Consider the following 25,926-nt stretch of genomic DNA (forward strand, 5'->3'; position numbering starts at 1 on the left):
GATTTTGTTCAAGTTTGATCAACTGTCGCGGAAGTTCTCTGCTGTTTGCTTTCCGGCAGGGATGCTCTTGATCGGATTGAACTGATGATAGACTGGTGGTCCAAGCCCGCGCTTGAGCGGATGTCTGCCGTACTGGAACCATGATCTACAAAGCGATCAGGATAGCCGAAACGAAGAACCGGCGTCCGGATTTCATGATCATTGATACACTCGAGGACAGCGCTTCCGAATCCACCTTGAATGACATGATCCTCAAAGGTCACAATCAGGTCTGCTTTTCCTGCCTGGGAAAGAAGCAACTCTGTATCGAGCGGTTTGGCAAAGCGGGCATTGACAACGCCGATTGAGGCGCCGGATTCAGCTTCCAATTCACGGGCAATATCCTCTGCCTCAGCAACCCATGGACCCAGAGCCCAGAATTGGATATTGCTACCTTCGCGCACAACTTCCGCCTTGCCGACAGGCAGCAGGACCGGCTCAGCTTTCTTCTCGATTCCCGTAGCGCTTCCACGCGGGTACCGAATGAAAGTAGGTCCATCAACGTGCAGGCAGGTCCACAGCATGTCGGCTAGCTCGTCCTCATTCCTGGGCTGCATGACAATCGTGTTGGGCACAGTGCGCAGGTAGGCGATATCGAACAAGCCATGATGGGTGGGGCCGTCATTTGGCGACAGGCCGGCCCGGTCCATACAGAAGGTCACAGGCAGGTTCTGCAGGCATACATCGTGGATGATCGGGTCATATGCGCGTTGGAGGAAAGTCGAATAGATGGCGACAACCGGTCGCAATCCATCGGTGGCCATGCCAGCTGCAAAGAGAACGGCGTGCTCCTCTGCGATACCCACATCATAAAACTGCCCCGGGAGTTCTTCCCGCAGGAAAGAGAGGCCTGTTCCGGGTGGCATTGCGGCCGTTATCCCGACGATCCGTGAATCCTGTCTGGCATATTTCAGAAGGCATTTACCAAAGACATCCTGATAGTTTGGCGGAGTGTCCTTCTTTTTAGGTGGCGCCTTTCCGGTTTCCTTGTCGAAAGGGCCGAGGCCGTGGAATTTTTCCGGGGAGGCCATGGCCGGCTCATACCCTTTGCCCTTTTTGGTGAGCAGGTGGAGAATGATCGGCTGCTGCTCGTTCTTGGCGAATTCCAAATGCTTGGTCACGAGATCGAGATCATGGCCGTCAATCGGTCCGATGTAGCGGACCCCGTAAGCCTCAAAGAGATTTGATCCGACGATAAAGTCCTTGGTCTCGCGTTTCCAGCGCTTGCCGTATTCCAAAACGGAAGCCCCGCCGGGAACTTTCTTTAAGAAGGAGCCAAGCCCACGGTCGATTCGGTTGTAGACGGGATTGGTAATGATCTCGTTGAAGTAGCGCGCAAGGGCACCGACATTCTTGGCGATGGACCATTCGTTGTCATTCAGGATGATGACCAGCCGGGATGTTGTCTCAGCGATATTGTTCAGCGCTTCCATTGTGATCCCGCAGGTGAATGCGGCATCTCCGAGGACCGCAACCACATGGTTGTCCTCTTTTTTCCAGTCACGGGCAGCTGCCATTCCCAAGGCAGCCGAAAGAGCTGTTCCCGCATGTCCGGCTCCAAAGGAGTCGTGCGGGCTTTCGCTCCGGCAAAGAAAACCACTCAATCCGTCAGTCTGCCGGATTTGGTCAAATTTCTCACCGTTTCTTCCTGTCAGCAATTTATGGACATACCCCTGATGGGAGACATCAAATACAAAGCGGTCTGAAGGGGAATCAAAGACCCGGTGAAGGGCCATGGTCAGCTCGACGACACCCAGGTTTGGGCCGATATGGCCACCATTATGGGAGGTCACTTCGATAACCCGGGCGCGGATTTCCTCCGCCACTTGGTCGAGTTGTTCCCGCGTCAGGGCTTTTAAATCGGACGGGGTGTGAATTTTGGAAAGAAGGGACATTTTATTCAGCTAGTCTGCGTCGGGCGCGAACGGCTCCAGCGAAGCCTTGTCGGCGTCCTGGCGTAATTTCTCAATTTTGAGCTCTGCCTGCTTGAGTCGTTCCTCGCATGTTTTGACGAGCTTACTGCCTTCCTCAAATTTTTCAACCAGAGTGGCCAAAGGGACATCTCCGGATTCCATGGAGGTTACAAGAGCCTCCAGGTTTTTGAGGGCTTCTTCGAAAGTCGTTTCCTTTTTCTTTGGAGACATCGCTGTAAAGGTGTGCCGGACACCTGAATCGAGCAAGATTTTTCCCTTGCTCAAATAGGGTAATCCAGCTGAAGACTTGGGCACGTCCTATGAACAGTTTTTTGCTCCTGATTATGGCCCTCCTGGTCCTCAAGACCCTTGCCGAAGTATGGCTGGACCTGCTGAACCGTCGCAGCGTCCTTGATAAAGCGGGCGAAGTCCCGGAAGCCTACCGTGATTTCATCGATGCGCCGACCTATGAGAAGTCGGTTTCTTATACGTTGGCCAAGAACAAGTTAGGCATTATTGAAACCCTTTTTGACGCGGCTATTCTGGCCGTGGTTTTATTTTCCGGATTGCTTCCCTGGCTCTGGAACAACACCACGGGCATTCTTGGATCGGGGATCTGGGGACAGGCCCTTTCACTGTTTTCTGTCTTCCTGATCCTTGGAATTCCCGGACTGCCCTTTGAATGGTACCGTCAATTCCGGCTGGAAGAGCGCTTTGGTTTCAACAAAAGCACAATGGGCTTATGGATTGTCGACAAACTCAAGGGCTTTGCCATCGGAGCGGCCTTGGGCATTCCAGCCCTTGCTTTCCTGATCTTCCTCGTTGGGCTCTCCCAATATTGGTGGTTGTGGGGATTTGCCGCCTTTGTCGTTCTGCAACTTGTCATGGTGGTCCTGTATCCGATGTTTATCCTGCCCTTGTTCAACAAGTTTGAGGATCTACCGGAAGGGTCGCTTCGCCAACGGCTCATGGATCTTGGGGATCGGACTGGATTCAAGGCCAAGACGATTCTCGTCATGGACGGGAGCAAGCGCTCCGGGCATTCAAATGCCTATTTTACCGGTTTTGGGCGCTTCCGGCGAATTGTCCTTTATGACACGCTGATCGAGCAAATGGAGGAAACCCAGCTGGCATCCGTTCTGGCCCATGAAATCGGGCATTACAAGCTGGGCCATATCCCTAAACTCCTCCTGCTTTCAGTTATCTCGCTTTTCTTCAGTTTTCTTGCCCTTGGATGGTTGCAAGGGAGCGGGTGGTTTATCGAGGCATTCGGGTTTGCCTCCACGGAGGCCATAGGCCCTGTTATTCTGCTCTTTGCCCTTCTGGCTGGATTGGTTACCTTCTGGATTTCCCCCCTCACGAACGCGCTTTCACGGAAGCACGAATACGAGGCGGACGAATTTGCCAAGCGCGCCTTGGATGATGACCCGAACCCGATTCTGCAGGCCTTGCGGATCCTGAGCGAAAAGAACCTCAGCAACCTGACCCCGCATCCTGTCTACAGCGCGTTCTATTATTCCCATCCGACCCTGCTGGAGCGTGAAAAGTCACTGCTCGGCTAATGTCGTGAAGAGAGCTTGCCTGCTTCTCCTAATGACGTGGCTGTCAGGGCTGGTTTCGCTCTGTGCGGAATCATCGGTGCTCCGTCTGGGCACTTGGAACGTGCAGAATTACCTCCTGCAAAACCGCTGGGAGGAGAGCCGTTACCGGTTTGAATATCCCAAACCGGAAGCGGATAAGGCAGCCCTGCGTGAACAGCTGCTGGAAGCTCGCCCGGCCATCCTTTTCCTTCAGGAAATTGGCTCCGAGGCCATGCTGGGAGAGCTCCGGGAGGATCTGGCCATTGCCGGGCTGGATTATCCTTTTTCGCATTTCTCAGCCCTGTCGGACTCGCGTAGCGGACTGGCAATCCTCTCTTCAATCGCGCCGGATGAGGTGCTCCACCTTGATCCAAAATCGGAATCCGGAACCTGCGCTTCCCTGACCCGCCGGGGAATTCAGGAAGTGGTCTTTGTTTTCATGGAAAAGCGGTTACGGATATTTCATGTCCATCTGAAAAGCCGCTACACATCCGACAACGCAGACCCGGATTCACGGATTTTCCGCGCCGCCGAACTGGCCGCCTTGAAGGGAATCCTGGACCAGCGGCTCGCCATTTCAGGGAAGAACGAAACCCTTCTCCTCCTCGGCGATTTAAATACTCCATTTGAATCGCCCCTTCTTGATCCAATCCGGGAGAATTGGGAGCCCGTCCCGTTGACCGATGTGCAAGGCCAGCAATGGACTTACCATTACAAGAAGGACGCCAAGTTTGAGTTGCTGGATGGATTCTGGACAACCCCTGCTTCGGTGAAGGCCTTTACCCCGGTCGGCCTTTTTCCTTCGGCCACGGATGCTTCAGTCGGCTCGGATCACCGTCTTGCTGTCGCTGGTTGGCGTCCTTTGCCGCAAAAATAGAAAATTACAGATGACCTGCGAGTTCCTCGGCGGAGTTGGTCGGAGGGAGGCATTGGGTACCTGCGCATAGTTGGTAGGCGGCAGGAAGCTCATCGCCTTCCTCGACTGAAATGAAGACCTGCCTCCATGGCCGTCCCGTGAGGGCTTTATGGAGGGCTTCCAGATCCGCATCCTGACGTACCTTGATCACGGCAATGCCGACAGCGCGCTGGACAAAAGCCGACAATGCGTGGCTGGCGGCCGCAGGGGAGGTTTGCACAATGCCGGGGTAGGCGACCTTGAGTCGCTCGACTTGTTCGCCAAAAGCCGCTTCGCCGGTGACCGCTTCCAAGCTGGAAAAAGCCTGCGCCATACTCGCATTTCCAGAAGGTGTGGCATTGTCAAACCAGTCCTTTTTCCTGTGGACGAGTGACTCGTGATCATCACTCGTAAAGTAATACCCGACTGCTGAAGGATCGCCAAAATGTCGTGATACAATCCCTACAAGTTCCTCTGCCCGTTCCCGCCATGTTTTGGAAGCGCCCGGACTGATCCATTCGGCGTAGGCTGCCAGGACCATATATGCCTGGGCCGTGTGGGCGTAGTCATCGAGATTGCCATTGCCGCGGGCAGTGCCGTTGTAGGAGACAGAAAGAAGACGACCATTTTCATCGCGCATGTGCGACCAGATCCACTCCCCGAGACGGATGGCTGCCTCCATCCAATCCTTCCGTCCGAAAGTGAACGCGGCTTGAGCCAGGCCCCGGACAAGGAGGGCATTCCAAGCCGTGAGGCACTTATTGTCCCGTCCCGGTTGGGGCCTGGCGTTTCGTACTTGAAGCAGCTTTTTGCGGTCGCTTTCCAAGGTGTCACGCATATCCGCATCACCTTCCAGAAGGGCTGGGTTGCTCAGTCCGGTTTCCTCAAAATTCCCTTCGGTGGTGATGCCGTACGCTTCGCAGAAACGCGCACCGGCCTCATCCCCGAGAATGGATTTCACCTCGGCCGGATACCAGAGATAAGTCTTTCCCTCTTCACCTTCGGTATCGGCATCAAGCGCAGCGTAATATGCACCCTCCGGTGACCGCATTTCCCGTTCAAGCCAGCCGACTGTTTCCTCAACCACTTTCTTGTAGAGCGGTTTTGGGTAACGCTGCCATGCCTTGGAATAAATATCCAGAAGCAGGGCATTGTCATAGAGCATTTTCTCAAAATGCGGGATGAGCCAGTGTTGATCCACGCTGTAACGTGCAAAGCCACCCCCAATCTGGTCAAAGAGCCCTCCGTGGGCCATTCCGGTGAGGGTCCGGTTGATCGCCTGATCAACTCCCCCGGCAATCTCCGGATTGCCCAGCTCGATGGTCGCGCTGGCCCGCATGGCGAGCAGGAATTCGAGGGTCATCGCCGGTGGAAATTTGGGCGCCGTTCCAAAGCCGCCAAATTCCGCATCGTGATTGTCGAGGAGGCGACCGACTGCCTGCAGGAATTCATCTGGTCCGACGGGGTCTCCAGTCGCCTGGTGCGGGCTGTTGCTTGCTTCCAGATTCCCGATGATGGCCTCAGCATTCTGGACAAGGTCTTTGCGTTGACGGTCGTAAAAGTCGGCTACGCGCATCAGCAGCTGTGGCCAGGGGACGATATTGTGGCCGCGGCGCTCATCGGGCGGGAAATAGGTCCCGCCGGCGAAGGGCCGTCCATCGGGCAGGCAGAATGCGTTGAGCGGCCAACCCCCGTGACCGTTAAGCATTTGCACCGCATCCATGTAGATCTGGTCGATATCCGGGCGTTCTTCACGGTCGACCTTTATGCAGATGAAGTGGGTATTCATCAGCTTGGCGATGGAAGCGTCCTCGAAGGACTCATGGGCCATCACATGGCACCAGTGGCAGGCTGAATAGCCGATTGAGACGAGGACCGGCTTGTCTTCATCCCGCGCCTTTTTGAATGCCTCATCTCCCCACGGATACCAGTCAACCGGGTTTTCGGCGTGCTGGCGCAAGTAGAGGCTGTCTTCCTGTGCAAGTCTGTTGGGCATCGGCTTTATTGTGCGAAAAACGCTTCCTTCCCTGCCCAGACATCGTAGGCCATCGGCTTGCCCGAGCGGCTTGGCTTCATGCGGATGGTGCCTCCGGCTGCCTGGACAAGTGCCAGACCGGCCGCAACGTCCCACAAGCGGATGGATTCCTCAAAGTATACGTCGTAGATACCGCCGGCCACGTAAGCCAGGGCGAGGGCGGCGGACCCGACCATGCGCACCTTCTTGAAAGGAGCAATCCGTTCCAAAAATGCTTCCATGCGGGCAGAGGAGCGGTCCATTCCGGCGGGAAATCCGGTGGCCAGAGCTGCCTGCTCCAGACGGGTTTCCCAATTTGGCCGGGTATCCTTGCCGTTGATGCGAAAACAATCCCCGACAACCCCGCTGTAGAGGCGGTCGGAATTAAAATCGTAGATGACGCCGAGGATAGGGGTCTCCCCGCGCATGAGCCCAATGCTGACCGCACAAAGAGCGCTGCCTCGTAGGTAATTGTATGTCCCGTCAAGCGGATCCACAATCCAGTAGGGCTCATCCCGCTCCCGCAGACTGGCATCTCCGCCCTTTTCCTCCCCGTAGATGGGGAATTCCGCCGCTTCGCCAAGACATTTCCGGATAAGCTCCTCGGACTCCATGTCCGCCCGGAGTTTTACGTCCCGCTTGTCCTGAAATTCAACTTCCCGCAAGTGGGCTGCGCCCTCCTTCAAAATTTCGCCAGCCTCTCGCGCTGCCTTTTCCGCAGCCTCCAACAAATGACTCCAATCCATAGGCCATGAGTTGACTCAGCTATGCCAGCAAGTCAACGGCACTCCGTTATTCGATCAATTTGCGCAGGGAATCCACGGTGTCGATTTCCGAGACGGGTTTGTCCCTGCGCCAACGGAGGATGCGCGGAAAGCGCATGGCAAGGCCCGATTTGTGCCGGCTTGAGGGGCGCAGTCCTTCAAAGCCAATTTCAAAGACCTGCTCCGGGGGGACTGTTCTCACGGGGCCACGCCGGGCCAGGGTGTTGCGCTTGATCCAGTTATCGACTTTGCGGATCTCCTCATCGGTCAGGCCCGAGTAGGCTTTGGCCACAGGGACCAGCTTTTCGCCGTCAGAGGCTGCCAGTGTGTAATCCGTGTACAGCGAAGCGCGCCGGCCGTGCCCGGCCTGTGCATAAACCATGACCAGGTCGGCGGTGTAGGGATCCACCTTCCATTTCCACCATTCCCCGCGAACGCGCCCGACCTTGTAGGCGCTGTCACGGTGTTTCAGCATCAAGCCTTCCACTTTGAGCTGCCTGGATTGTGACCATTTCTCCTCAAGTAATTGCCAGTCAGTCACTTGAATTACAGGTGAGAGCCGGATTAAAGGGCTCTCCAGACCTCTCATGAGGTCCTCCAGGAAGGCTTTTCTATTGGCGAGGGGCTGGTCCCGGATATCCTTTCCATTCTGCTCGAGGCAATCATAGGCCATGAAAACGACGGGGGCTGTTTCCATGATTTGTGCGTCAGGCTTCTTTCGGTTGAGCCGCGTTTGCAGGACATGAAATCCCAAAGGGGAGTCGCCTTCCCAGCAAAGGATTTCCCCGTCCAGAACGGTTCCGTCTGGAAACCCTTTTGCCGCCTCCACCAACTCGGGGAAGGAATCGGTGACACGTTCTTCCCCGCGTGACCAGATGTGGCAGGTGCCCTCCCGGCATATCAACTGCGCCCGGATGCCATCCCATTTCCATTCGACAATCCAGTCATCGATTTTTCCAAGTTCCGAGGGTTCCTGACTGATCGGGGAGGCCAGGTAAAAAGGATAGGGACAGGTAATAAGGGCCTCCGCATTGGCCTCAGGGTCGGTCAGTGAATGAAAAAAGTCGGCATCGGGTTCCCAATCGCCCATCAATCGGTGAGTGAGGGTTGCGCGCTCGATGCCCAATGCTTCCGAAAGGGCGCGTACAACCAGAAGCCGCGAGACGCCAATGCGAAATCCACCGGTCAGCATCTTGTTGAGAACCAGGACCTTATCCCTGTCCAGCGATAGCCAGAATTCGCGCAGGAGTTGGAATTGAAACCGGTCATCCCAGTGTCTGAGCGGCAAAAGGTGGGTTTCAATGACCTTGTGAAGGGGAAGGTTTGCGGCCTCCGTGGGCTTGAGCGGCAGGAGGAGGGCACCCGTTTCTGCCAGATCACCGACCCGCTCGTAGCAGGCCTCAACGAGCCAATCCGGATAACCCGAAAGGTCTGCAGCCCATTGACGCAGGCGGCGGGAGGGAATTTTCAGGTTTAACCGGTTGCCCCAGAGGAACCAGAGGACCCAGGCGGCATCCTCAGCCGGGGCCTCATGAAAGTACGCCCGCAGGGCCGCCACCTTGTCGCCGGTGCGGTTTGACTCATCCAAGTCCCTGAACAGTTTTGTAAATCGTCTCATTGACGCCTCTTCATAATATCGGAATAAGACCTGCTTTCAAACTCATGCATCCAGAAAAGGACTTTATTTACGCTTCCCATGCAGGCCAGTCCCTCTAGTCTCGCGGGAAATTTTTAACTCAAACTCAAAGAATTTCATCATGCCAACCAAGAAACCAGCCCAGAAAAAAGCGTCCAAGGCCAAGACTGGTACGCCCAAGCCATCCTTCAACTTCAACACGCACATGACAGTGGAAGGCATCAAGTCCTCCATTCTCAATCACCTGAAGTTCACTTTGGCCCGGGATACCGGGACTGCCACACAGCGGGATTGGTGGATTTCCACCTGTCACGCCGTCCACGACCGGATCCTTGAGCGCTTCATCCGCACCATGGGTGAGCACAATGATCAAAACGTGAGGCGCGTCTATTATCTCAGCCTGGAATATCTGATGGGCCGGATGATGCGCAACAACGTCTGGAACGCGGGACTTTACGATATCACGAAGCAGGCCCTTGCCGAGCTCGACCTCTCCCTTGAGGAACTGGAGGAACTTGAGGAGGACATGGGATTGGGCAACGGAGGCCTTGGCCGCCTGGCTGCCTGCTTCCTTGATTCATTGGCCACGCTGGAGTATCCGGCGGTCGGCTACGGGATCTACTATGAATTCGGTATGTTCCGTCAGAAATTTGAGAACAACGAGCAGGTGGAGCGCCCCGATTCGTGGCGAAAGTTTGGTTGTCCATGGGAAATTGTCCGGCCTGAGTATACAAAGACAGTTCGTTTGTATGGCCGAGTGGAAATGCGATTTGACAGCCTTGGAAACCCGGCCCCGGTGTGGTCGGACACGGTCGAAGTGAATGGCCTGCCGTATGATATTCCAATCAGTGGCTACAATGTCGGAACAGTTAATTTCCTCCGTTTGTGGGAAGCGCGTTCCTCGCAGGATTTCGATTTTGATGTCTTCAACGAGGGTGGCTACATTGAGGCTGTCCAGGACAAGGCGGAAGCAGAAACCATTTCCAAGGTGCTCTACCCGAATGATAATTCGGAATCGGGCAAGGAGTTGCGATTGGTCCAGCAGTACTTCTTTGTTTCCTGCTCGATCCAGGATATCATCCGACGCTGGAGAAAATTGAACAGTGACTGGGACAGCTTCCCGGAGAAGGCGACCATCCAGCTCAATGATACGCACCCCGCGATTACGGTCGCTGAACTGATGCGCATCCTCGTCGACGAGGAAGGGCTCGAATGGGATCGCGCATGGGACATTACCCGCGAGGTTTGCAACTACACAAACCACACACTTCTCCCGGAAGCGCTTGAACGGTGGAGCGTCCCGCTTTTTGAAAAGGTCCTGCCAAGGCACCTGCAGATCATCTTTGAAATCAACCGTCGCTTTCTCGAGGACGAAGTTGAGGCCAAGTGGCCCGGTGACGATGGGATGAAGGAGAAGCTCTCGCTTGTTGAGGAAGGCAATCCGCAAATGCTCCGAATGGCCTACCTGAGTGTAGTGGGAAGTGGATACGTGAATGGAGTGGCAGCGATGCATACGGAACTCCTGAAAAAGGATTTGTTTCCGGAGTTTAATGCCCTCTATCCCGGCAAGATCCAGAACAAGACCAACGGGATCACACCGCGGCGCTGGTTGTTGGCCAGCAATCCGGATCTGGGAGCACTGATCACGGAAACAATCGGTGATGGCTGGGCCTCCGATCTCGACAAACTCCGCGCCCTTGAACCGCATGCGAAGAAGGCGAAGTTCCGCGAAAAGTTCCGTGCGATCAAGCATGCCAACAAGGTTGCCTTGGCAAAGCTTGTCTGGTCCGAATGCGGGATTGAAATTTCCCCCGATGCGATCTTTGACGTGCAGATCAAGCGACTGCATGAATACAAGCGGCAGCATCTGAACCTGTTGCATATCCTCCACCTCTACCGGAAGCTGTTGCAGGACCCGAACTTTGACATGCATCCGCGGGTCTTCATCTTCGGCGCCAAGGCGGCACCCGGATATGCGATGGCAAAAACCATCATCCGGGCGATTAACGCGGTGGCAGCGAAGATCAACAACGACGAGCGGATTGGCGGTAAGCTCAAGGTGGTATTCATGCCAAACTACCGCGTGACTTTGGCCGAGAGCCTGATCCCGGCGGCTGATGTTTCCGAGCAGATTTCGACCGCGGGTAAGGAAGCCAGTGGAACCGGTAATATGAAGTTCGCCCTTAACGGGGCCTTGACCATTGGAACCCTCGACGGAGCCAACGTTGAAATCCTCGAGGAAGTCGGTGATGATAATATTTTTATCTTCGGCCTTAATGTGGATGAGGTGCAGGCGTTGTGGAATGGCGGATATAATCCTTACGACCGTTACTTTAATGACGAGAACTTGCGCGCGATTGTCGATTGGATCGGCTCGAATTTCTTTACGCCTGACCATCCCGACGCACTTGTGCCCATCAAGGATTCCCTTCTAGACGGTGGGGATCCCTATCTGGTCCTCGAGGACTTTGCGGCTTATGTCGAGGCTCAGGAGCGGGTGGACAAGGCTTACCGTGATCAGGATAACTGGACGCGCATGGCAATTCTCAACACCGCGCGAGTGGGCAAGTTTTCCAGTGATCGCACTATTCACCAATACGCGGAAGAGATCTGGAAACTCACCCCGGTGAAAGTATCGATGAACGGTGACCCGGTTTAAGCGTCTTACTCAACTATGGGTCGAATTCGTTCAGTGATTCTTGCAGCCTTGGGCTGTGGACTCGCCTGTGGTTGTATGGGCGCGGAAAAGTCTGGGACAATCGATCCACTTACGATCAAGAATGCGCCCGTTTTCAGTGCCGGCGAGGAGTTGACCTACAAGCTCGGGTGGGGGTTCTTTCGCGTTGCGGATTCAACCCTTTCCGTGAACCCGGGTTTCTACGAGGAGCAACCGGCCCTGAAAGTCACACTCGAGACGGAGACCAATTTATTTGCCGATGCGTTCTACAAAGTGCGCAATCTCAGCACCAGCTGGATCTCCCCCGAAGTCACCCATGCCTTTGAATTCAGCGCTGTGCAAAAGGAAAGCACACGCAACCGGGATACAGTGGCAACCTTCAAGCCGGTGGAATTGACGGCCCGGTACCGGAACAACCTGAACGGGAGCGAGCGCGACGAAATCAAGATCGAGCCCGGTACTTTCGATCCGTTGGGCATTGTTTATTTTGTCCGCTGTCTGGATTTCAAAGTTGGCGACGACATTCTTGTTCCGACAAGTAACGGGAAGGAATTTTTCTACACGGTTGTCCATGTGGTGAAGAAAGTGAAACGGAAGTTTGCACTCGGGAAACGTGAGGCCTTTTTACTGGAGCCCGATATCAAGGATGTGGGCGGTGTCTTTAAACGATCAGAGGGTGGCCGGATCCGTTTCTATTTCAGTGCGGATGAAGAAAAGCTGCCTCTGCGAATGGAAAGCCAGGTAGCGGTCGGCAGCTTCTGGGCGGAGCTGACAGAGGTTAAAAAAGCCGTTTCCAACCCCTAGTTGCAATCGCCCAGATACGTGTCCGGAAACTCGGGTTTGCCCGAGCGGAAGTACTCCTTGATGGCTTCCGGATAGAAGCGAATGTTCTGCAGGGCCTCGATTGAAAGCCAACTCACGCCGACCTGGTAATTGTCGGTTTCATGTCCCGGACAAGCCTTGGAAGGATCTTCCACTTCGCAGAGGAAGACATGCTCAAGCTGATGGAAGGCCTTGTGCCGTTTGGAAAAATCATGGTTCTTGCCGATATACTCGCGCACGTAAAGCATCCGGACGACCTTCACCTTCAGGCCCACTTCTTCAAGACACTCCCGTTTTACCGCTTCCTCAAGGGTCTCTCCGTGCTGTTGGCCACCTCCGGGGAGAATGTAGTAAACCCCCCGGCTATCGCGCATTTTGGTCGCCAGCAGGGACCCGTCGCAAATGACGACGGCCCTTGCTGCACTGCGGATATGTCGATGGTTGGGCATGAAGCTCAAGATTCATGGATCAATTAAATTCGGCTGACAAGACTTGATCCAATCAAGTGACCGGACAAGACTTCATCCGGTATGGAAATGGAATCAGCACCCGGCGAATCAGATGCATTCTGGGAAGGCCGCTGGCAATCCGGGCACACCCCTTGGGATCACGGGCGCCCGGCACCGCCATTTGCGGAATTTGTCCAGAACGAAGGCGCCCCGACAGGGGAGATCCTCATTCCCGGAGCCGGCTCAGGGCACGATGTTCGTTTTTTTGCCGAGCTGGGCGCACGTGTAACCGGCTTGGACATCGCCCCGTCAGCCATTGAAGTGGCCCAGGCGAGGAATCCGTGTCCGGGCGCACGGTACATGCTGGGCGACATTCTCAATCCTGCGCCTGAGCTGCACCGTCAATTTGATTGGGTTGTTGAGCATACCTGCCTGTGTGCCATGGAACCGAAGTTCTGGCCGGCATACGCTGCGGCGATTCCTAAGCTGCTCCGGCCCGGGGGGCACTTCCTGGCATTGTTCTACCGTAATCCGCACGATGACGCCGGTCCGCCCTTCGGCATTGACGAAGCGACGATCGAGTCATTGTTCGAGCCCCGCTTCTCGCTCCTCAAGGCAGGTGTCCCGAAGCAAGCCTATGAATCGCGGGCAGGCCGTGAGGAACTGCGGCTTTACAGGCTGAGTGATTAAGAGCCTGTCGCGACCTTTTGCTTAATCCACTTGATGACGGCACCAATTATAGGCAGGTGCTCGAAAAAGCCGTTGGTACTGTCCCAGAAATCATAATGCATGATGACTTGTCCGGAGTCGTTAAAGCGCAAGTGGGACATGCCGAAGGAGCGGGTTGTCTTTCCTTTCTTAAAGGCCGACCAATCGATATCCATGGACCACTTTAAATAGAAGTCATGCCCGCTGCGGAGGATATCAAGAACCTCCACCCGGACACCGGCAGCGCGTTCGGCGGTCTTGATAAAGTAGGGCTTGATCTCATCAATCCCGTGATGAAGGACGAGGGTATCGTAGAGCCATGCTTGTGGTGCGTAAACCTGTGCCACTGTATTCGCAACCTGCTCCGGGGTCATATTTTCAAAGAAGGTCTGGAAGCGGCCAAGCGCTTCCGCTTCGGCAGGTGAGCCCGGCGCGGGAGCGGCCTGCGCGGCGGCTTCCGTCTCGGCGAGTAGTTTTTGATAAGGCGGCGAGTCCATGCCAGATAGCATAGCAAAAGAACTGGAATGGGCCAGTTTTTCCGTGGAATTCCCGGTTCAGGAATACTTGAGCGACAGGCCAAGGTAGGCGAGGGTCCATACCTCCTGCCAGATACGGGCGCGGCCAGCAGTGGTGAGCCGCCCTTGTTCCGCTTCCTCGGCTGGCGTATGGAGAAATCCAAGCTCGCGGTTGAGTTGCTCGACGGTGCGCTGGTCAGCGTTAATCTGCTCGATAGGCTCGGTAAGGAAAGGCATCAGTGCCTCTCCCTTCGCGTCGATCCTGGCCCGGTGGCGTTGGAGGAGCCGGTCAATCGAGCGGATCCATGGTTGGCGTTCGACCTCCCATGATTCTGGATAAAAGCCGCCAAAGGGGAGAAAAATATTATCGGTGACAATCGCTTCCCCGGACTGGGTCGTGGAGTAAAAGGTGAAGCAGGAGGCGGTATTCCCGCGTGCGTTCGGGAGGAAGAGGATGTGCAGGCGCAGGGTCTGCTCCTCATTCTCATAGACGGAGACCCGCATCAGAAGTGTTTCCCCGAGCATGGAAAGAAGGGCCTGTCGTTTTTGAAACCCTGATTGGCGAAGCCATCCTTTCAGCTTGATGAAGGCGGGATTGCTTGGCCATTCGTCCCCGCGCTCATTGATTTCGAATTTAGGGAAGAGGGGTAACTCGCTTTTGCTGAGTGCGGATATGGCGAGCCAGTTATAGCCTGTTTCGAGAACAAAGAACAGGAGCAAGGCCACTATCAGTAGCGTCCCGAAACCGTATCCGGTCCAGCCGGTAACCTGAAGGAGGCCGGCAGCAAATGAGGCGATGAAAAACCAGCGGATCCATCGACCGAAAATAGCGATCACGGGTGAGGCGGCACGGGCGGCCCACCATGAGAACACCAAGCTCAGAGCGCCCAGGAGAAGGATCAGGACCTGGATCAGGAGGGCGTTTCCATTGGAAACGGCGGTCATGTGCTGGCGGGCGCCTAGTTAAGGCGCAAAGGCATGATGACGCAGAGGAAGCTGTCCGGCGTACGAATCACGCCTGGGCTGAGCTCGTCCTTGAACTCAAAAATGACTTCGTCACGGCTCAGCGCGCGGAGCGGGTCGAGGACAAACTGCGGGTTGAAGGCGACCGTGATTTCCGGCCCGTCGTATTCCACATTGAGGGAAACATTGGATTCGCCGAACTCAGGGCTTTGGCCTGTCACCTCAAGCACATTGTCTTGGACGTGCACCTTCACCGAGTGGTTTTTCTCACTGGTCACAAGGGCGGCCCGGCGCACACAGTTGGCGAAGTTTTCGCGATTCAACTTGATGTGGCGGTCGTTGCCCTTGGGGATTACCTGCCGGTAATTCGGGTAATTTCCCTCTACCACTTTCGACACAAGGTAGATGGAGTCGACCAGCCCGGAATCTTCCGCATCCTCATCGGAGGAAATTTCGAAGGCGACCTGCCGTTCGTTGAAGGCAATGCGGACATTGTCCCCCTTACCGAGAAGGCGCTCAACTTCCTGAACGGTCTTCGCCGGCAGGATCAGATGTCCGGCATTTTCCTCGGAAACTTCCACTTCCTTGGAAATGACGGCCAACCGGCGTCCATCGGTGGCGGCCAGCGTCAGCTGCTGGTCCTCAAAGTTAAAAAACACGCCATTCATGATGTAGCGGGTCTCATCGGCCGATTGCGCATAGGAGACGCTTTTGAGCATCCGCTGGAGGTCATCCTGGCGCAGCAGGTAGCTGTGTTGATCGGCAAAGCTTGGAAGGGGAGGGAACTCATCACCGCCGATACCCATGACACGGAAGAGCGATGAGCCGCTGGTGATTTTGGCCTGATTATTGGAATAGGTTTCCAGTTCAACCTCCAGGGAAGGCATTTCCCGGATGATGCTGGCCAGCTTGCGAACGGGCAGGGTGAGCGACCCCGGCTCGGAGACGTTGGCCTTGATTTTGCAGCGGATGCCCAGATCCAGGTTAGTCGTGGTAAGGGAAATCAGGTCTTCAGAGGCTTCAATAAGCACATTCCCAAGAATTGGCATGGTTGCCCGGGTGCCTACAACATTGAGAACTTGCTGAAGTCCGCTCGTAAAGTGGTCGCGATTGATTTTAAATTTCATTGGATACGGCAGATCATTGAGGACTCCGGCAAATGGTGGCAATGCAAAATCACGCCCGAATTCGGCCCATATGGTGCTTTTCAGAGGGCCGATCTTGCCAAAGGCCCTTGGAGTCGTTTAATTCGGGTTAAATTAATGGAATCCGAAAATGCCCAGACCCTTTCCCGCCGAGCCCGCGGCCTCTATCAAGTGACCTTCAGTGACCACTCGATGCGCGAGTTGAACAAACTCCCGGTCGAGAACCAGTTGGACCTCGTTGACAAGATTTCCAACGTCACTCCTGCCCAGTTGAGCGAGCCGGACGAAGCCATCGGACGCTTCCACCGTGAAGGCATTACCTATTACCGGGTCCGTGCCGGCGATTTCCGCTGCTATTTTGAGATCAAGGGCGACACCCTTTACGCCCATTACATTCTGCACAAGAACTCCCTGACCGACTTTATTTACCGCAACAAACTTCCGGTCACGACCGAGACCATGGTCGAACAGCACAAGTCTTTCTGGAAATATCTCGAAACGTTGAAAAAGAACGATCCTTCGTGAATGCGCCCGTAGAGGAACAGCCTGATCCCGTAGAGTCTTCCAAAAAGGCTGACTACATTCCCCTCTACTCTGACTCGGGAGAAGCGAGCAAGATCTACCTCCTCCCGAACCTGATGACCGCCGGTAATCTTTTCTGCGGGTTTGTCGCCATCATCCGCTGTATCCAGGCCAAGTTTGCCTCGACCACCGAGGGCCTCAACGCGGATTTCATCGAGACTATCGCCCGGACGCCAAGCCAATTGTATGAGCAGGCCGTTTGGTTTATTCTTGCGGCTGTTGTTTTTGACATGCTGGACGGCCGGATGGCTCGCATGACCCAGAAGGAGTCACTCTTTGGGAAGGAGTTCGACTCGCTGGCAGATGTCGTGTCTTTCGGCGTTGCCCCAGCCTTGCTGGTCTTTTTTGTCCTTCTTACCCCGACTGCTGATTTTCCTTTGGTTCGGACAATTGGCGGCCTGGTGGGTTTCTTTTACCTTCTTTGTGCGGCTGTGCGCCTGGCTCGCTACAATGTCATCACGACCCCGCTTCTTCCTCAGGCCGAAGCCTTTCCCAAGGATGATTTTCTCGGTTTGCCGGTTCCCGCCGCAGCGGGCATGGTCTCATCCATTGTTCTTGTCCTGAACCGCTTTGACTTGCCTGCGGGCGCTCTTTTTCTCCCGATCCTGATGATCCTCATCGCGGTCCTGATGGTCTCCAACATCCATTACCCGAGCCTGAAAACCCTTGGAACCCACAGCCGAATTGATTTCCGTGGTTTCATCCTTCTCCTACTGGTCTTTACGGGGATTTTCCTCTTTCACTTTCTTGGCGTGGCTATCCTCTTTCTCGGCTATATTTTCTTTGGCCTCATCCGGCACTTTCGCCGAGGCAGACCCGAGCGCGTAAAATCCACCCCTTAACAGCGTCCCGTCATGCCGTTTCTTTCCCTCAGGGCACTTTGGAAGGGGCTGAAAGGAAACAGTCTGGTATTTTCCATTGTTTTCGCGATGGCCCTATTGGGCTTTTCCCTTGCTGGCATCCTGCGGAGCCCGCTCAAGGCAATCGGGCTTTGGTGGCCGCTTATCTTTATCCTTCCGGTCATTGCAATCGGATGGAGCGCCAAGTTTGAAAAGGGTCTCAAGCTGGAACCCTCCTTCAAGCGGCTTCTTTGCCTGATTTTGATCCTCGGATCCGTTGTGCTTTCAATCCTCCTCTGGTGGACCAAGGGCTTCCTCAACGATCGTTATGCCGATTCCGTGCAACCGGGGCCGAAATTTGAGCCACCAAGGGAGGAAACGCTCCCCCGTGGCCCACGTCATCGTCCGTGATCAACCCGTCATCCGCGGAAGGAGTGGCGGTGATTAATGCGGTTGCTGTGGACCCCGGTCATCCGGCAAACGGACTCCACCGGCCATCTGCTGGGCAATTTCGCCCTCGAGATATAGCGTCCGGGTCGGGAAGGCCACGCTGGAACCATGCTCGCGCACAATGTTGGCCATTTTCACATTAATCCGTTGGCGGACATCCATGTACTCCAACCACTTGGTCGTAGTGGTGAAATAGTAGACCAGGATATCCAGTGAGCTGCTTCCGAAATCTGTCCAGTTGACGAGTGTGAATTCCTGATTCACGTCAGGATCATTGGCCAGCATGGTGCGGATCGCCTGGACAATTTTCTCCATGGTTTCGGGAGAAGTCTCATACGTGACCCCGACGACCTGCTTAACCCGTCGCTTGGGCATGCGGCTCCAGTTATCGATCATTTCATTGGCCAGGACAGCGTTGGGAATGGAAATAACGGTCTTCGGCCAGGTACGGACTTTCGTCGAGCGCAGGCCGATTTCCTCCACATCACCGTCCACGCGGTCGCCCACTTGAATCCAGTCGCCCACTTGGAAAGGCCGGTCAAGGGCGAGCGCAATGGAACCGTAGATATTGGCGATCGTGTCTTTGGCCGCAAAGGCAAAGGCGGCTCCACCAATCCCGAGCGTGGCCAGGATGCCGCCGATATTGTAACCGAGGTTGTCGATTACCATCACCGCACCGACAATGATGATGAAGACCCGCAAGGATTTTTTTACCAGGTCGCCAAAGCCCCGGAAGCTGTCACTGCCTGTCTTTGAGGAGAGGTCTGCCATGATATCGACGAGCACATCGGTGATGCGGAACAGCCCCCAGAAAACGATGAGAATGGAAAGCCCCCGAAAAATCGTGCGAACGAGGTCTTCCCATTCTGTCGAAAAGGGAAGGACGATGGTCGCGAGGAAAACCCCCAGCACCAGGATGAAGGTCGAGGTTGGCGACTCCAGGGCGTCCAGAAACCGGTCGTCATGTTCCCAGCGTGTCTTTCCGGCCAGCCGTTTCAAATTGGCAAAGAGCACACGCGCCAGCACTTTTCGGAGAAAGAGCGTGGCCAGAATAATTCCAAAGCTGAGACCCAGCTCGCCGAGAGTGAAGGGCCCCGTCTTCACCGACACCAATGATTCCCATATTTCTGTATTCATCTTTTTTTGTTTGAAGGCGAGTTTTATGGTCCCGTTCGCCATGGCAACGGAAAAGCCCCGATCTCTTCTCCAGTCAGTATCCAAGCCGCTTTTCAATTGACACTTAGCCGTCCTCGTCCCCTCTTATCCGTCGATCTATTTCTTTTCCGGAACGAACTCTTCATGGACAATATTCATACTGAATTTCATCGAATGCTCGGACGAGAGGCCAAGGAAGCTCTCCTGAAGCAACATTCCACCGTGTACTGGCTCTACGGCCTTTCCGGTTCTGGAAAATCGACGATTGCCAACGCCTTTGAAAGGGAACTCCACAAATCCGGCCACCTGACGCAAATCCTTGACGGGGATAATATCCGTTCCGGGCTCAATTCCAACCTCGGGTTCTCCGATGAGGACCGTGCCGAGAATATCCGCCGTATCGCCGAGGTCGCCAAACTTTACCTGCACTCGGGACTGATCACAATCACCAGCTTTATCTGCCCGACAAGGGAGCTCCGCCTCCTTGCCCGGTCACACGTCGGTGAGGCCGATTTCGTTGAAGTCTTCGTCAAGGCCAGTTTCGAAACCTGTGCCGAGCGAGACCCAAAGGGCCTTTACGCCAAGGCCTCCGCCGGCAAGATTGCCAACTTTACCGGGAAGGATTCCGCCTTCGAGGAGCCTGGAGATGCCGACGATGTCCTTGTCCTCGATACCGAGAACCAATCCGTCGAGGATTGTGTCCAGTCACTCCTCGCCGTCCATAAGGCCCGGCAAATCCCTTCAGCTTAAGTGTTGACCATTTAACCTTACAAACCACAAATTCGACGGAACATGCATAGATCCTATACAATCACGCATTTGGAGCACCTTGAATCGGAGGCGATTTTCATCCTCCGTGAAGTGGCGGCGCAATTCCAGAATCCGGTCCTGCTGTTTTCCGGCGGGAAGGATTCGATTTGCGTAGCGCACCTGGCGCGGAAGGCATTTTGGCCCTCGCGGGTCCCTTTTCCGCTGATGCACGTGGACACAGGGCACAATTTTGAGGAAACGATCGAATTCCGGGACCGGTTTGTGGCGGAAATGGGGGCGCGCCTTGAGGTGGCCTCCGTGCAGGACTCGATCGACAAGGGCCGGGTGGTCGAGGAAAAGGGCCCGAATGCCTCCCGCAACGGACTGCAGACCGTGACTCTTCTGGACGCGATTGAAGGGAATGGCTTTGATGCTGCGATTGGAGGCGCCCGCCGGGACGAGGAAAAGGCGCGGGCGAAAGAGCGGTTCTTCTCGCATCGTGACGATTTCGGCCAATGGGATCCGAAAAACCAGCGTCCGGAGCTCTGGAACCTGTTCAATGGAAAGATGAATCCCGGTGAACATTTCCGGGTCTTCCCGCTGTCCAATTGGACGGAAATGGACGTCTGGCAATACATCAAGCGGGAAAGCATCGATCTCCCGAGCATTTACTTTTCCCACAAACGCAAAGTAATTGAGCGCGGCGGGACACTCATGGCCCTGACCGATTTCATTACCGTCCAGGACGGCGAGGAAGTCTTCGAAGAAGTAGTCCGGTTCCGCACAGTTGGGGACGCCACCTGCACCGGCTGTACCCGTTCCAAGGCCAGCTCTGTTGATGATATCATTGCCGAAGTGGCGGCGGCACGGCAAACCGAGCGCGGGACCCGTGCCGATGACCGGCGCTCCGAAACGGCCATGGAAGACCGCAAAAAACAGGGCTATTTCTAAGCCGAAAAGGAATTTACCATCATGACAGACGTAAAAGACAATTACATGGACATGGAGCTCCTTCGTTTCACGACGGCTGGTTCCGTGGATGACGGCAAATCAACGCTGATTGGCCGTTTGATGTACGACACGAAAACCATTTTCGAAGACCAGCTGGAAGCAGTTGAACGCACGTCCAAACAACGCGGTGACGAAAACGTCAACTTGGCGCTTTTAACGGACGGCCTGAAGGCGGAACGGGAGCAGGGAATCACGATTGACGTGGCGTACCGGTATTTTGCAACGCCCAAGCGAAAATTCATCATTGCGGACACGCCAGGTCACATCCAGTACACGCGCAACATGGTGACCGGGGCCTCCACAGCCAATCTGGCCATCATTCTCGTGGACGCGCGAAACGGGGTGATTGAACAGACCTGCCGCCACTCCTTCATTGCCTCCTTGCTCCAGATTGAACACGTGGTCGTGGCGATCAACAAGATGGACCTTGTTGACTGGTCAGAGGAGCGCTTCAACGAGTTGGTGTCGGATTACAAGGACTTTGCATCGCGCCTGGACATCCCGCAAATCACCTTCATTCCGATTTCCGCCCTCCATGGCGACAATGTTGTTTCGAAGTCGGAGAACATGCCGTGGTACCAAGGCTCAAGTCTGCTCTATCACTTGGAGACGGTCTACATCGGGCCGGATGCCAACCACGTCGATGCCCGTTTCCCGGTGCAGTGGGTGATTCGTCCTCATTCCGACAAATGGCATGATTTCCGCGGGTATGCCGGACGGGTTGCCGGGGGAGTTTTCAAGCCCGGGGATGAGGTAATGGTTCTCCCGTCGGGGTTCACTTCCCGGATCAAGAAAATCCACACCTTTGAGGGCGAGTTGGAGGAGGCCTTCAACCCGCATAGTTGCACAATCACCCTTGAGGACGAAATTGATATCTCACGCGGTGACATGCTGGTGAAGCCCAACAATAAACCCCAGGTGGAACAGGAAATCGACGCCATGATCTGCTGGTTTTCCCCGACCCGCAAACTGAAGGCGGGCGACAAACTGATGATGCGCCACACAACCCGCGAGGTGAAAGCGATCGTCAAGCATGTCCAGTACAAGGTGAATGTGAACACCCTGCACAAGGTTGAAGAAGACCATGAGGTCGGCCTGAACGAGATTGCCCGTGTTCATATCCGCGTTGCCAGTCCGCTGTTTTTTGACGAATATACGCGCAACCGCATCACAGGATCGCTTGTCCTCATCGATCCTTTTACCAATGAAACCCTCGCTGGAGGGATGATTCGAAACACGTAACCATTAATCACTACAATGTCTTCTCAAAAAAATCCATACGAGGGCCGTGTCGCCCTGATCACCGGGATCACCGGCCAGGACGGTTCCTATCTGACTGAACAACTTCTCGAAAAAGGGTACATCGTACATGGCATGGTTCGCCGGAGCAGTTCCTTCAACTGGGGCCGGATTGAGCACCTTAACCTTGATCCCGAAATCGGGGGGAAGCGCCTCTTCTTGCATTACGGCGACTTGACCGATTCCTCCAACCTCAATCGCCTCCTGGAAAAAATCCAGCCGGAAGAGATCTACAATCTTGGTGCCCAGTCGCACGTGAAAGTTTCTTTCGAGGTGCCGGAGTACACCGCTGAGGTGGATGCCATCGGGACCCTCCGCTTTCTGGATGCGATCAAGGAAGTCGGGTTGAAAGACAAGGTCCGCTTTTATCAAGCCTCGACTTCTGAATTGTATGGGAAAGTGCAGGCTGTTCCCCAGAGCGAAACAACCCCGTTCTATCCACGCTCTCCTTACGGGGTGGCCAAACTTTACGCCTACTGGATCATCGTAAACTATCGTGAATCCTATGGCATCCATGCCTCCAATGGCATCCTCTTCAATCACGAGTCACCGCGCCGCGGTGAGAATTTCGTGACCCGCAAGATCACGCGCAGTGTTGCGCGGATCAAACTGGGCAAGCAGGAGACCCTTCGCCTGGGCAACCTTGATGCAAAGCGCGACTGGGGATTTGCCCCGGAATACACGGAAGGCATGTGGCGGATTCTCCAGAATGACCAACCGGATGATTTTGTCCTCGCGACAAATGAGACCCACACAGTCCGGGAGTTTGCCGATCTGGCATTCAAGCAGGTAGGCATCCCGCTTGAGTGGACAGGCAAGGAGGAACAGGAAAAGGGGATCGATGCCAACGGCGTTGTCCGGGTCGCTGTTGATCCGGAATTCTATCGCCCGGCCGAGGTGGAGTTGTTGATCGGTGATGCAACCAAGGCAAAGAATGAGCTTGGATGGGAACCCAAGACCAAGTTTGTCGACCTTGTCCGCCTCATGACGGATGCTGACCTTGCGGAAGTCGAAAAGTTCGGCTGGTAGGCTTCACAAATTTTTATAGCCGGGCGATCATGGAAAAGACAGCTAAGATTTACGTTGCAGGACACCGCGGGATGGTCGGATCGGCGGTATGCCGGTGCCTGAAGTCAAAAGGGTTCAATAACCTGGTCACGCGGACATCAAGTGAGTTGAACCTCGTCTCCCAGTCGCAAGTGGAAACCTTTTTTCAGGAGGAGCAACCGGACGCAGTCATTTTTGCGGCCGCCCGGGTTGGAGGTATCCACGCAAACAACACATATCCATCGGAATTCATGTATGAGAACATGATGATGGAGATGAATGCGATCCACTCCGCCCATAAGAACAAAACCGGTCGTTTCCTGTTTCTTGGATCCTCCTGCATTTATCCGCGTGAGGCACCCCAACCGATGCCCGAGGATTGCCTCCTGACTTCCCAGCTCGAGCAGACAAACGAGGCATACGCACTGGCCAAGATTTCCGGATTGAAGTACTGCGCGTATTTACGCCGTCAATACAATGTGCTTTTCCATTCGGCGATGCCAACCAACCTCTACGGACCCGGAGACAATTACCATCCACAGGATTCACACGTCCTTCCCGCGCTCATCCGTCGCTTCCATGAAGCAAGGGAGGCGGGTGCCGAAGCGGTCACTATCTGGGGAACGGGCACGCCCCGGCGTGAATTCCTCCATGTCGACGACCTTGCCGAGGGATTGCTTTACCTGCTTGAACTTGAAAATCCGCCCGACTGGGTGAATGTGGGGAGTGGTGAAGATATTGCCATTCGTGATCTTGCCGGGGTCGTTGCCGAGGTGGTTGGTTTTTCAGGCGAGATCCGCCTTGATACCAGCAAGCCCGATGGCACTCCCCGGAAGTTGATGGACAATTCCCTGATCAACAATCTCGGCTGGAAACCCCGGATCGGACTGAAAGAGGGGATCGCTTCCGCTTATAAGGACTTTTTATCTTCCCTGGAATCTGGACTCCTTCGTTCCTGAGTGGCAGACTGACTCTCTATGAGGATTTTGTTAACAGGCTGTGCGGGGTTTATTGGCTGGAAGACATGCGAACAATTGCTCGATGCGGGCCACACCATAACCGGCCTCGATAATTTGAATGACTCCTACCCGGTTGCGCTGAAAAAATGGCGACTCGGCGAGTTGGAAAAAGGGAGTCAGGGGCATTTCCAATTTGTTGAAGGAGACTTGCTCGACAGGAAACTCCTCGCTCGATTGCTGCAGGATACAAAACCTGATGCGGTGATCAATTTAGCGGCCCGCGCCGGGGTTCGTGCCTCCATCGCAGATCCTTTGTCGTATGTTGAAACCAATCTGAGCGGAGCAGTCGGATTGATGGAGGAAATGTGCCGGGCGGGGGTCAAGAAACTGGTACATGCATCGAGCTCCTCTGTCTACGCCGGCCAGCAACCGCCTTTTAACGAGGATCAACCGGTGGACCGGCCCCAGTCTCCCTACGCAGCTTCCAAAAAGGCCTCTGAAATTTTAGCCCATGCCTGGCACGACCTTTATCAGCTCGATGTTTCCGTGTTGAGGTTTTTCACGGTTTACGGGCCCGGCGGTCGCCCGGATATGTCGCCGCTCAAGTTTATCCACCGGATTGTGCAGGGTGAAACCATTGTCTTGTACGGGAACGGTGAGCAACAAAGGGACTTTACGTTTGTCGACGATATTGCCCGGGGTGTTGTGGCGTCCCTGAAGCCTGCTGGATTTGAAATCATCAATCTTGGTGGAGGGAATGAACCGATCACCATCAACCAGATGATTGAATTGATGGAGGGATTTGTCGGTAAAAAGGCGATCATCGAAAAACAGGCCTGGAATCCTGCGGATATGCGCCACACAGCTGCCGATATCACGAAGGCCAGCAGATTGCTCAACTGGATTCCGCAGGTAAAACCGGAGGTGGGTTTCAAGGAACTGGCGGACTGGTACTTGAAGGAACAGGCTTGGCTTGCTCCTGAACTGTCGGTTTATAATGGCTAATATATTGGAATCTGGTATTGTGACGAAGTTTCCATTTTGATCATGAAGCATATTAACTCAGCTCTTTGTTTTTTACTCCTTTCCATGGGTAGCCTTCCTGCGAGCTCGCTCGTATTCGAGACCACCGAGGTTGAGATTAAAGCAGGCCTCATGGACGATCAATCCACAGGGCTTTACCGTTTTACCAATGCGGGTGACGAGCCAGTTGTTATTACTAACCTAAAGTCATCCTGCGGGTGTACGGTCCCCGAGTTGGCCAAGCGTGAATATGCGCCGGGCGAAAGCGGTGAGATCAAGGCTGTCTTCAAGTTCGGGAGCCGCCACGGCGTTCAGCGAAAGCGCATCACGGTCTCCACGAGCGAAGAGAACTACAGCCTGCTCCTCACGACCACGATTCCCAACTGGGCCACTATCACTCCCCAGATTGTTCGCTGGACCATTGGAAACGCTCCCTCGCCAAAGGAAATCCGCCTGCGTATAGAATCCCCGGAAAACATCGAACTGGTGGAGCCGCAATTCAACATGCAACATTTCACCGTGATGGATGTGAAGACGGCTGACAATGAATGGGTGTACAGTATTGCCCCCAAAAACACGGACAAGCGTGCAACCGAACGCGTTACATTTCAATTACGGGCTACCAATGGCAGTGATGAAACAACCCGTGAAATGGCCTTCCATTGTCTTATCCGATAAACCCTTATTTTTA

At 54.8% G+C, this 25,926-nt stretch carries 25 protein-coding genes; 15 read left to right on the forward strand and 10 right to left on the reverse strand.

Annotation, left to right across the window (positions count from 1 at the left end; genetic code table 11):
* Nucleotides 1–8: 8 nt before the first annotated feature.
* Nucleotides 9–1,934, reverse strand: a complete 1,926-nt coding sequence (dxs, locus tag G0Q06_RS07460; RefSeq protein WP_163964032.1) for a 1-deoxy-D-xylulose-5-phosphate synthase — start codon at nucleotides 1,932–1,934, stop codon at nucleotides 9–11.
* A 9-nt stretch (nucleotides 1,935–1,943) separates the two neighbouring features.
* Nucleotides 1,944–2,183, reverse strand: a complete 240-nt coding sequence (gene xseB / locus G0Q06_RS07465) for an exodeoxyribonuclease VII small subunit (RefSeq protein ID WP_163964034.1) — start codon at nucleotides 2,181–2,183, stop codon at nucleotides 1,944–1,946.
* Between the two features lie 89 nt (nucleotides 2,184–2,272).
* On the opposite strand from xseB, the gene G0Q06_RS07470 reads away from it, so the two are divergent.
* Nucleotides 2,273–3,514 (forward strand): M48 family metallopeptidase, encoded by a 1,242-nt coding sequence (locus tag G0Q06_RS07470; protein WP_163964036.1) that lies wholly within the window; start codon nucleotides 2,273–2,275, stop codon nucleotides 3,512–3,514.
* 31 nt (nucleotides 3,515–3,545) lie between these two features.
* Nucleotides 3,546–4,409: an endonuclease/exonuclease/phosphatase family protein gene (locus tag G0Q06_RS07475; protein ID WP_163964038.1), complete on the forward strand. Its 864-nt coding sequence runs from the start codon at nucleotides 3,546–3,548 to the stop codon at nucleotides 4,407–4,409.
* Between the two features lie 4 nt (nucleotides 4,410–4,413).
* On the opposite strand, the gene G0Q06_RS07480 is transcribed toward G0Q06_RS07475, so the two are convergent.
* Genes G0Q06_RS07480 through G0Q06_RS07490 form a run of 3 tightly spaced genes read right to left on the reverse strand, consistent with a single transcriptional unit; the run spans nucleotide 4,414 to nucleotide 8,823 of the window.
* Nucleotides 4,414–6,423 (reverse strand): thioredoxin domain-containing protein, encoded by a 2,010-nt coding sequence (locus tag G0Q06_RS07480; RefSeq protein ID WP_163964039.1) that lies wholly within the window; start codon nucleotides 6,421–6,423, stop codon nucleotides 4,414–4,416.
* A gap of 5 nt (nucleotides 6,424–6,428) precedes the next feature.
* Nucleotides 6,429–7,187, reverse strand: a complete 759-nt coding sequence (locus G0Q06_RS07485; protein ID WP_163964041.1) for an inositol monophosphatase family protein — start codon at nucleotides 7,185–7,187, stop codon at nucleotides 6,429–6,431.
* Nucleotides 7,188–7,233: 46 nt separating this feature from the next.
* Nucleotides 7,234–8,823 carry an ATP-dependent DNA ligase gene (locus G0Q06_RS07490; protein WP_163964043.1) on the reverse strand — a complete coding sequence of 530 codons (1,590 nt, stop codon included), beginning with the start codon at nucleotides 8,821–8,823 and terminating at the stop codon, nucleotides 7,234–7,236.
* Between the two features lie 139 nt (nucleotides 8,824–8,962).
* Here G0Q06_RS07490 and G0Q06_RS07495 point away from each other — a divergent pair, with 139 nt between their 5' ends.
* Nucleotides 8,963–11,500 carry a glycogen/starch/alpha-glucan phosphorylase gene (locus G0Q06_RS07495; RefSeq protein ID WP_163964045.1) on the forward strand — a complete coding sequence of 846 codons (2,538 nt, stop codon included), beginning with the start codon at nucleotides 8,963–8,965 and terminating at the stop codon, nucleotides 11,498–11,500.
* A 15-nt stretch (nucleotides 11,501–11,515) separates the two neighbouring features.
* Nucleotides 11,516–12,322, forward strand: a complete 807-nt coding sequence (locus G0Q06_RS07500) for a DUF3108 domain-containing protein (RefSeq protein ID WP_163964047.1) — start codon at nucleotides 11,516–11,518, stop codon at nucleotides 12,320–12,322.
* Here G0Q06_RS07500 and G0Q06_RS07505 read toward each other — a convergent pair.
* Nucleotides 12,319–12,789: an NUDIX domain-containing protein gene (locus G0Q06_RS07505; RefSeq protein WP_163964049.1), complete on the reverse strand. Its 471-nt coding sequence runs from the start codon at nucleotides 12,787–12,789 to the stop codon at nucleotides 12,319–12,321. The genes G0Q06_RS07500 and G0Q06_RS07505 overlap by 4 nt on opposite strands.
* An 87-nt stretch (nucleotides 12,790–12,876) precedes the next feature.
* On the opposite strand from G0Q06_RS07505, the gene G0Q06_RS07510 reads away from it, so the two are divergent.
* On the forward strand, nucleotides 12,877–13,479 hold the full coding sequence (locus tag G0Q06_RS07510) for a methyltransferase domain-containing protein (protein WP_163964051.1): 603 nt from the start codon (nucleotides 12,877–12,879) through the stop codon (nucleotides 13,477–13,479).
* Here G0Q06_RS07510 and G0Q06_RS07515 read toward each other — a convergent pair.
* The 3 genes from G0Q06_RS07515 to dnaN are packed head-to-tail and all read right to left on the reverse strand — an operon-like array spanning nucleotide 13,476 to nucleotide 16,102.
* Nucleotides 13,476–13,994, reverse strand: a complete 519-nt coding sequence (locus G0Q06_RS07515) for a nuclear transport factor 2 family protein (RefSeq protein ID WP_163964053.1) — start codon at nucleotides 13,992–13,994, stop codon at nucleotides 13,476–13,478. The genes G0Q06_RS07510 and G0Q06_RS07515 overlap by 4 nt on opposite strands.
* A gap of 57 nt (nucleotides 13,995–14,051) precedes the next feature.
* Nucleotides 14,052–14,957, reverse strand: a complete 906-nt coding sequence (locus G0Q06_RS07520; protein ID WP_163964055.1) for a hypothetical protein — start codon at nucleotides 14,955–14,957, stop codon at nucleotides 14,052–14,054.
* Nucleotides 14,958–14,971: 14 nt separating this feature from the next.
* A complete protein-coding gene (gene dnaN / locus G0Q06_RS07525; protein WP_163964056.1) occupies nucleotides 14,972–16,102 on the reverse strand; it encodes a DNA polymerase III subunit beta in 1,131 nt (376 codons plus the stop codon).
* A 135-nt stretch (nucleotides 16,103–16,237) separates the two neighbouring features.
* Here dnaN and G0Q06_RS07530 point away from each other — a divergent pair, with 135 nt between their 5' ends.
* From G0Q06_RS07530 to G0Q06_RS07540, 3 genes are read left to right on the forward strand one after another with little or no spacing between them, the layout of a single operon-like run.
* Nucleotides 16,238–16,645 carry a type II toxin-antitoxin system RelE family toxin gene (locus tag G0Q06_RS07530; RefSeq protein WP_163964058.1) on the forward strand — a complete coding sequence of 136 codons (408 nt, stop codon included), beginning with the start codon at nucleotides 16,238–16,240 and terminating at the stop codon, nucleotides 16,643–16,645.
* Entirely contained in the window at nucleotides 16,642–17,544 is a 903-nt protein-coding gene (gene pssA, locus G0Q06_RS07535) for a CDP-diacylglycerol--serine O-phosphatidyltransferase (RefSeq protein WP_338045116.1), read from the forward strand. The genes G0Q06_RS07530 and pssA overlap by 4 nt, the downstream gene beginning before the upstream one ends.
* 12 nt (nucleotides 17,545–17,556) lie before the next feature.
* Nucleotides 17,557–17,952 carry a hypothetical protein gene (locus G0Q06_RS07540; RefSeq protein ID WP_163964060.1) on the forward strand — a complete coding sequence of 132 codons (396 nt, stop codon included), beginning with the start codon at nucleotides 17,557–17,559 and terminating at the stop codon, nucleotides 17,950–17,952.
* A gap of 33 nt (nucleotides 17,953–17,985) precedes the next feature.
* Here the strand turns inward: G0Q06_RS07540 and G0Q06_RS07545 are convergent, their stop codons facing one another.
* A complete protein-coding gene (locus G0Q06_RS07545; RefSeq protein ID WP_163964062.1) occupies nucleotides 17,986–19,128 on the reverse strand; it encodes a mechanosensitive ion channel family protein in 1,143 nt (380 codons plus the stop codon).
* Between the two features lie 162 nt (nucleotides 19,129–19,290).
* On the opposite strand from G0Q06_RS07545, the gene cysC reads away from it, so the two are divergent.
* From cysC to G0Q06_RS07580, 7 genes are read left to right on the forward strand one after another with little or no spacing between them, the layout of a single operon-like run.
* Nucleotides 19,291–19,896: an adenylyl-sulfate kinase gene (gene cysC, locus G0Q06_RS07550; protein ID WP_163964064.1), complete on the forward strand. Its 606-nt coding sequence runs from the start codon at nucleotides 19,291–19,293 to the stop codon at nucleotides 19,894–19,896.
* Between the two features lie 42 nt (nucleotides 19,897–19,938).
* Nucleotides 19,939–20,847, forward strand: a complete 909-nt coding sequence (gene cysD / locus G0Q06_RS07555; protein WP_163964066.1) for a sulfate adenylyltransferase subunit CysD — start codon at nucleotides 19,939–19,941, stop codon at nucleotides 20,845–20,847.
* A 21-nt stretch (nucleotides 20,848–20,868) separates the two neighbouring features.
* On the forward strand, nucleotides 20,869–22,149 hold the full coding sequence (gene cysN / locus G0Q06_RS07560; protein ID WP_238710411.1) for a sulfate adenylyltransferase subunit CysN: 1,281 nt from the start codon (nucleotides 20,869–20,871) through the stop codon (nucleotides 22,147–22,149).
* Nucleotides 22,150–22,164: 15 nt separating this feature from the next.
* Nucleotides 22,165–23,235, forward strand: coding sequence for a GDP-mannose 4,6-dehydratase (gene gmd / locus G0Q06_RS07565; protein WP_163964069.1), 1,071 nt, complete (start codon nucleotides 22,165–22,167; stop codon nucleotides 23,233–23,235).
* 29 nt (nucleotides 23,236–23,264) lie between these two features.
* Nucleotides 23,265–24,212: a GDP-L-fucose synthase family protein gene (locus tag G0Q06_RS07570; RefSeq protein ID WP_238710412.1), complete on the forward strand. Its 948-nt coding sequence runs from the start codon at nucleotides 23,265–23,267 to the stop codon at nucleotides 24,210–24,212.
* 18 nt (nucleotides 24,213–24,230) lie between these two features.
* Nucleotides 24,231–25,217: an NAD-dependent epimerase/dehydratase family protein gene (locus G0Q06_RS07575; protein WP_163964071.1), complete on the forward strand. Its 987-nt coding sequence runs from the start codon at nucleotides 24,231–24,233 to the stop codon at nucleotides 25,215–25,217.
* 42 nt (nucleotides 25,218–25,259) lie between these two features.
* A complete protein-coding gene (locus tag G0Q06_RS07580) occupies nucleotides 25,260–25,913 on the forward strand; it encodes a DUF1573 domain-containing protein (RefSeq protein ID WP_163964072.1) in 654 nt (217 codons plus the stop codon).
* The last annotated feature ends 13 nt before the right edge of the window (nucleotides 25,914–25,926 follow it).

Origin of the sequence: Oceanipulchritudo coccoides (assembly GCF_010500615.1) — a bacterium.
Lineage (GTDB): Bacteria > Verrucomicrobiota > Verrucomicrobiia > Opitutales > Oceanipulchritudinaceae > Oceanipulchritudo > Oceanipulchritudo coccoides.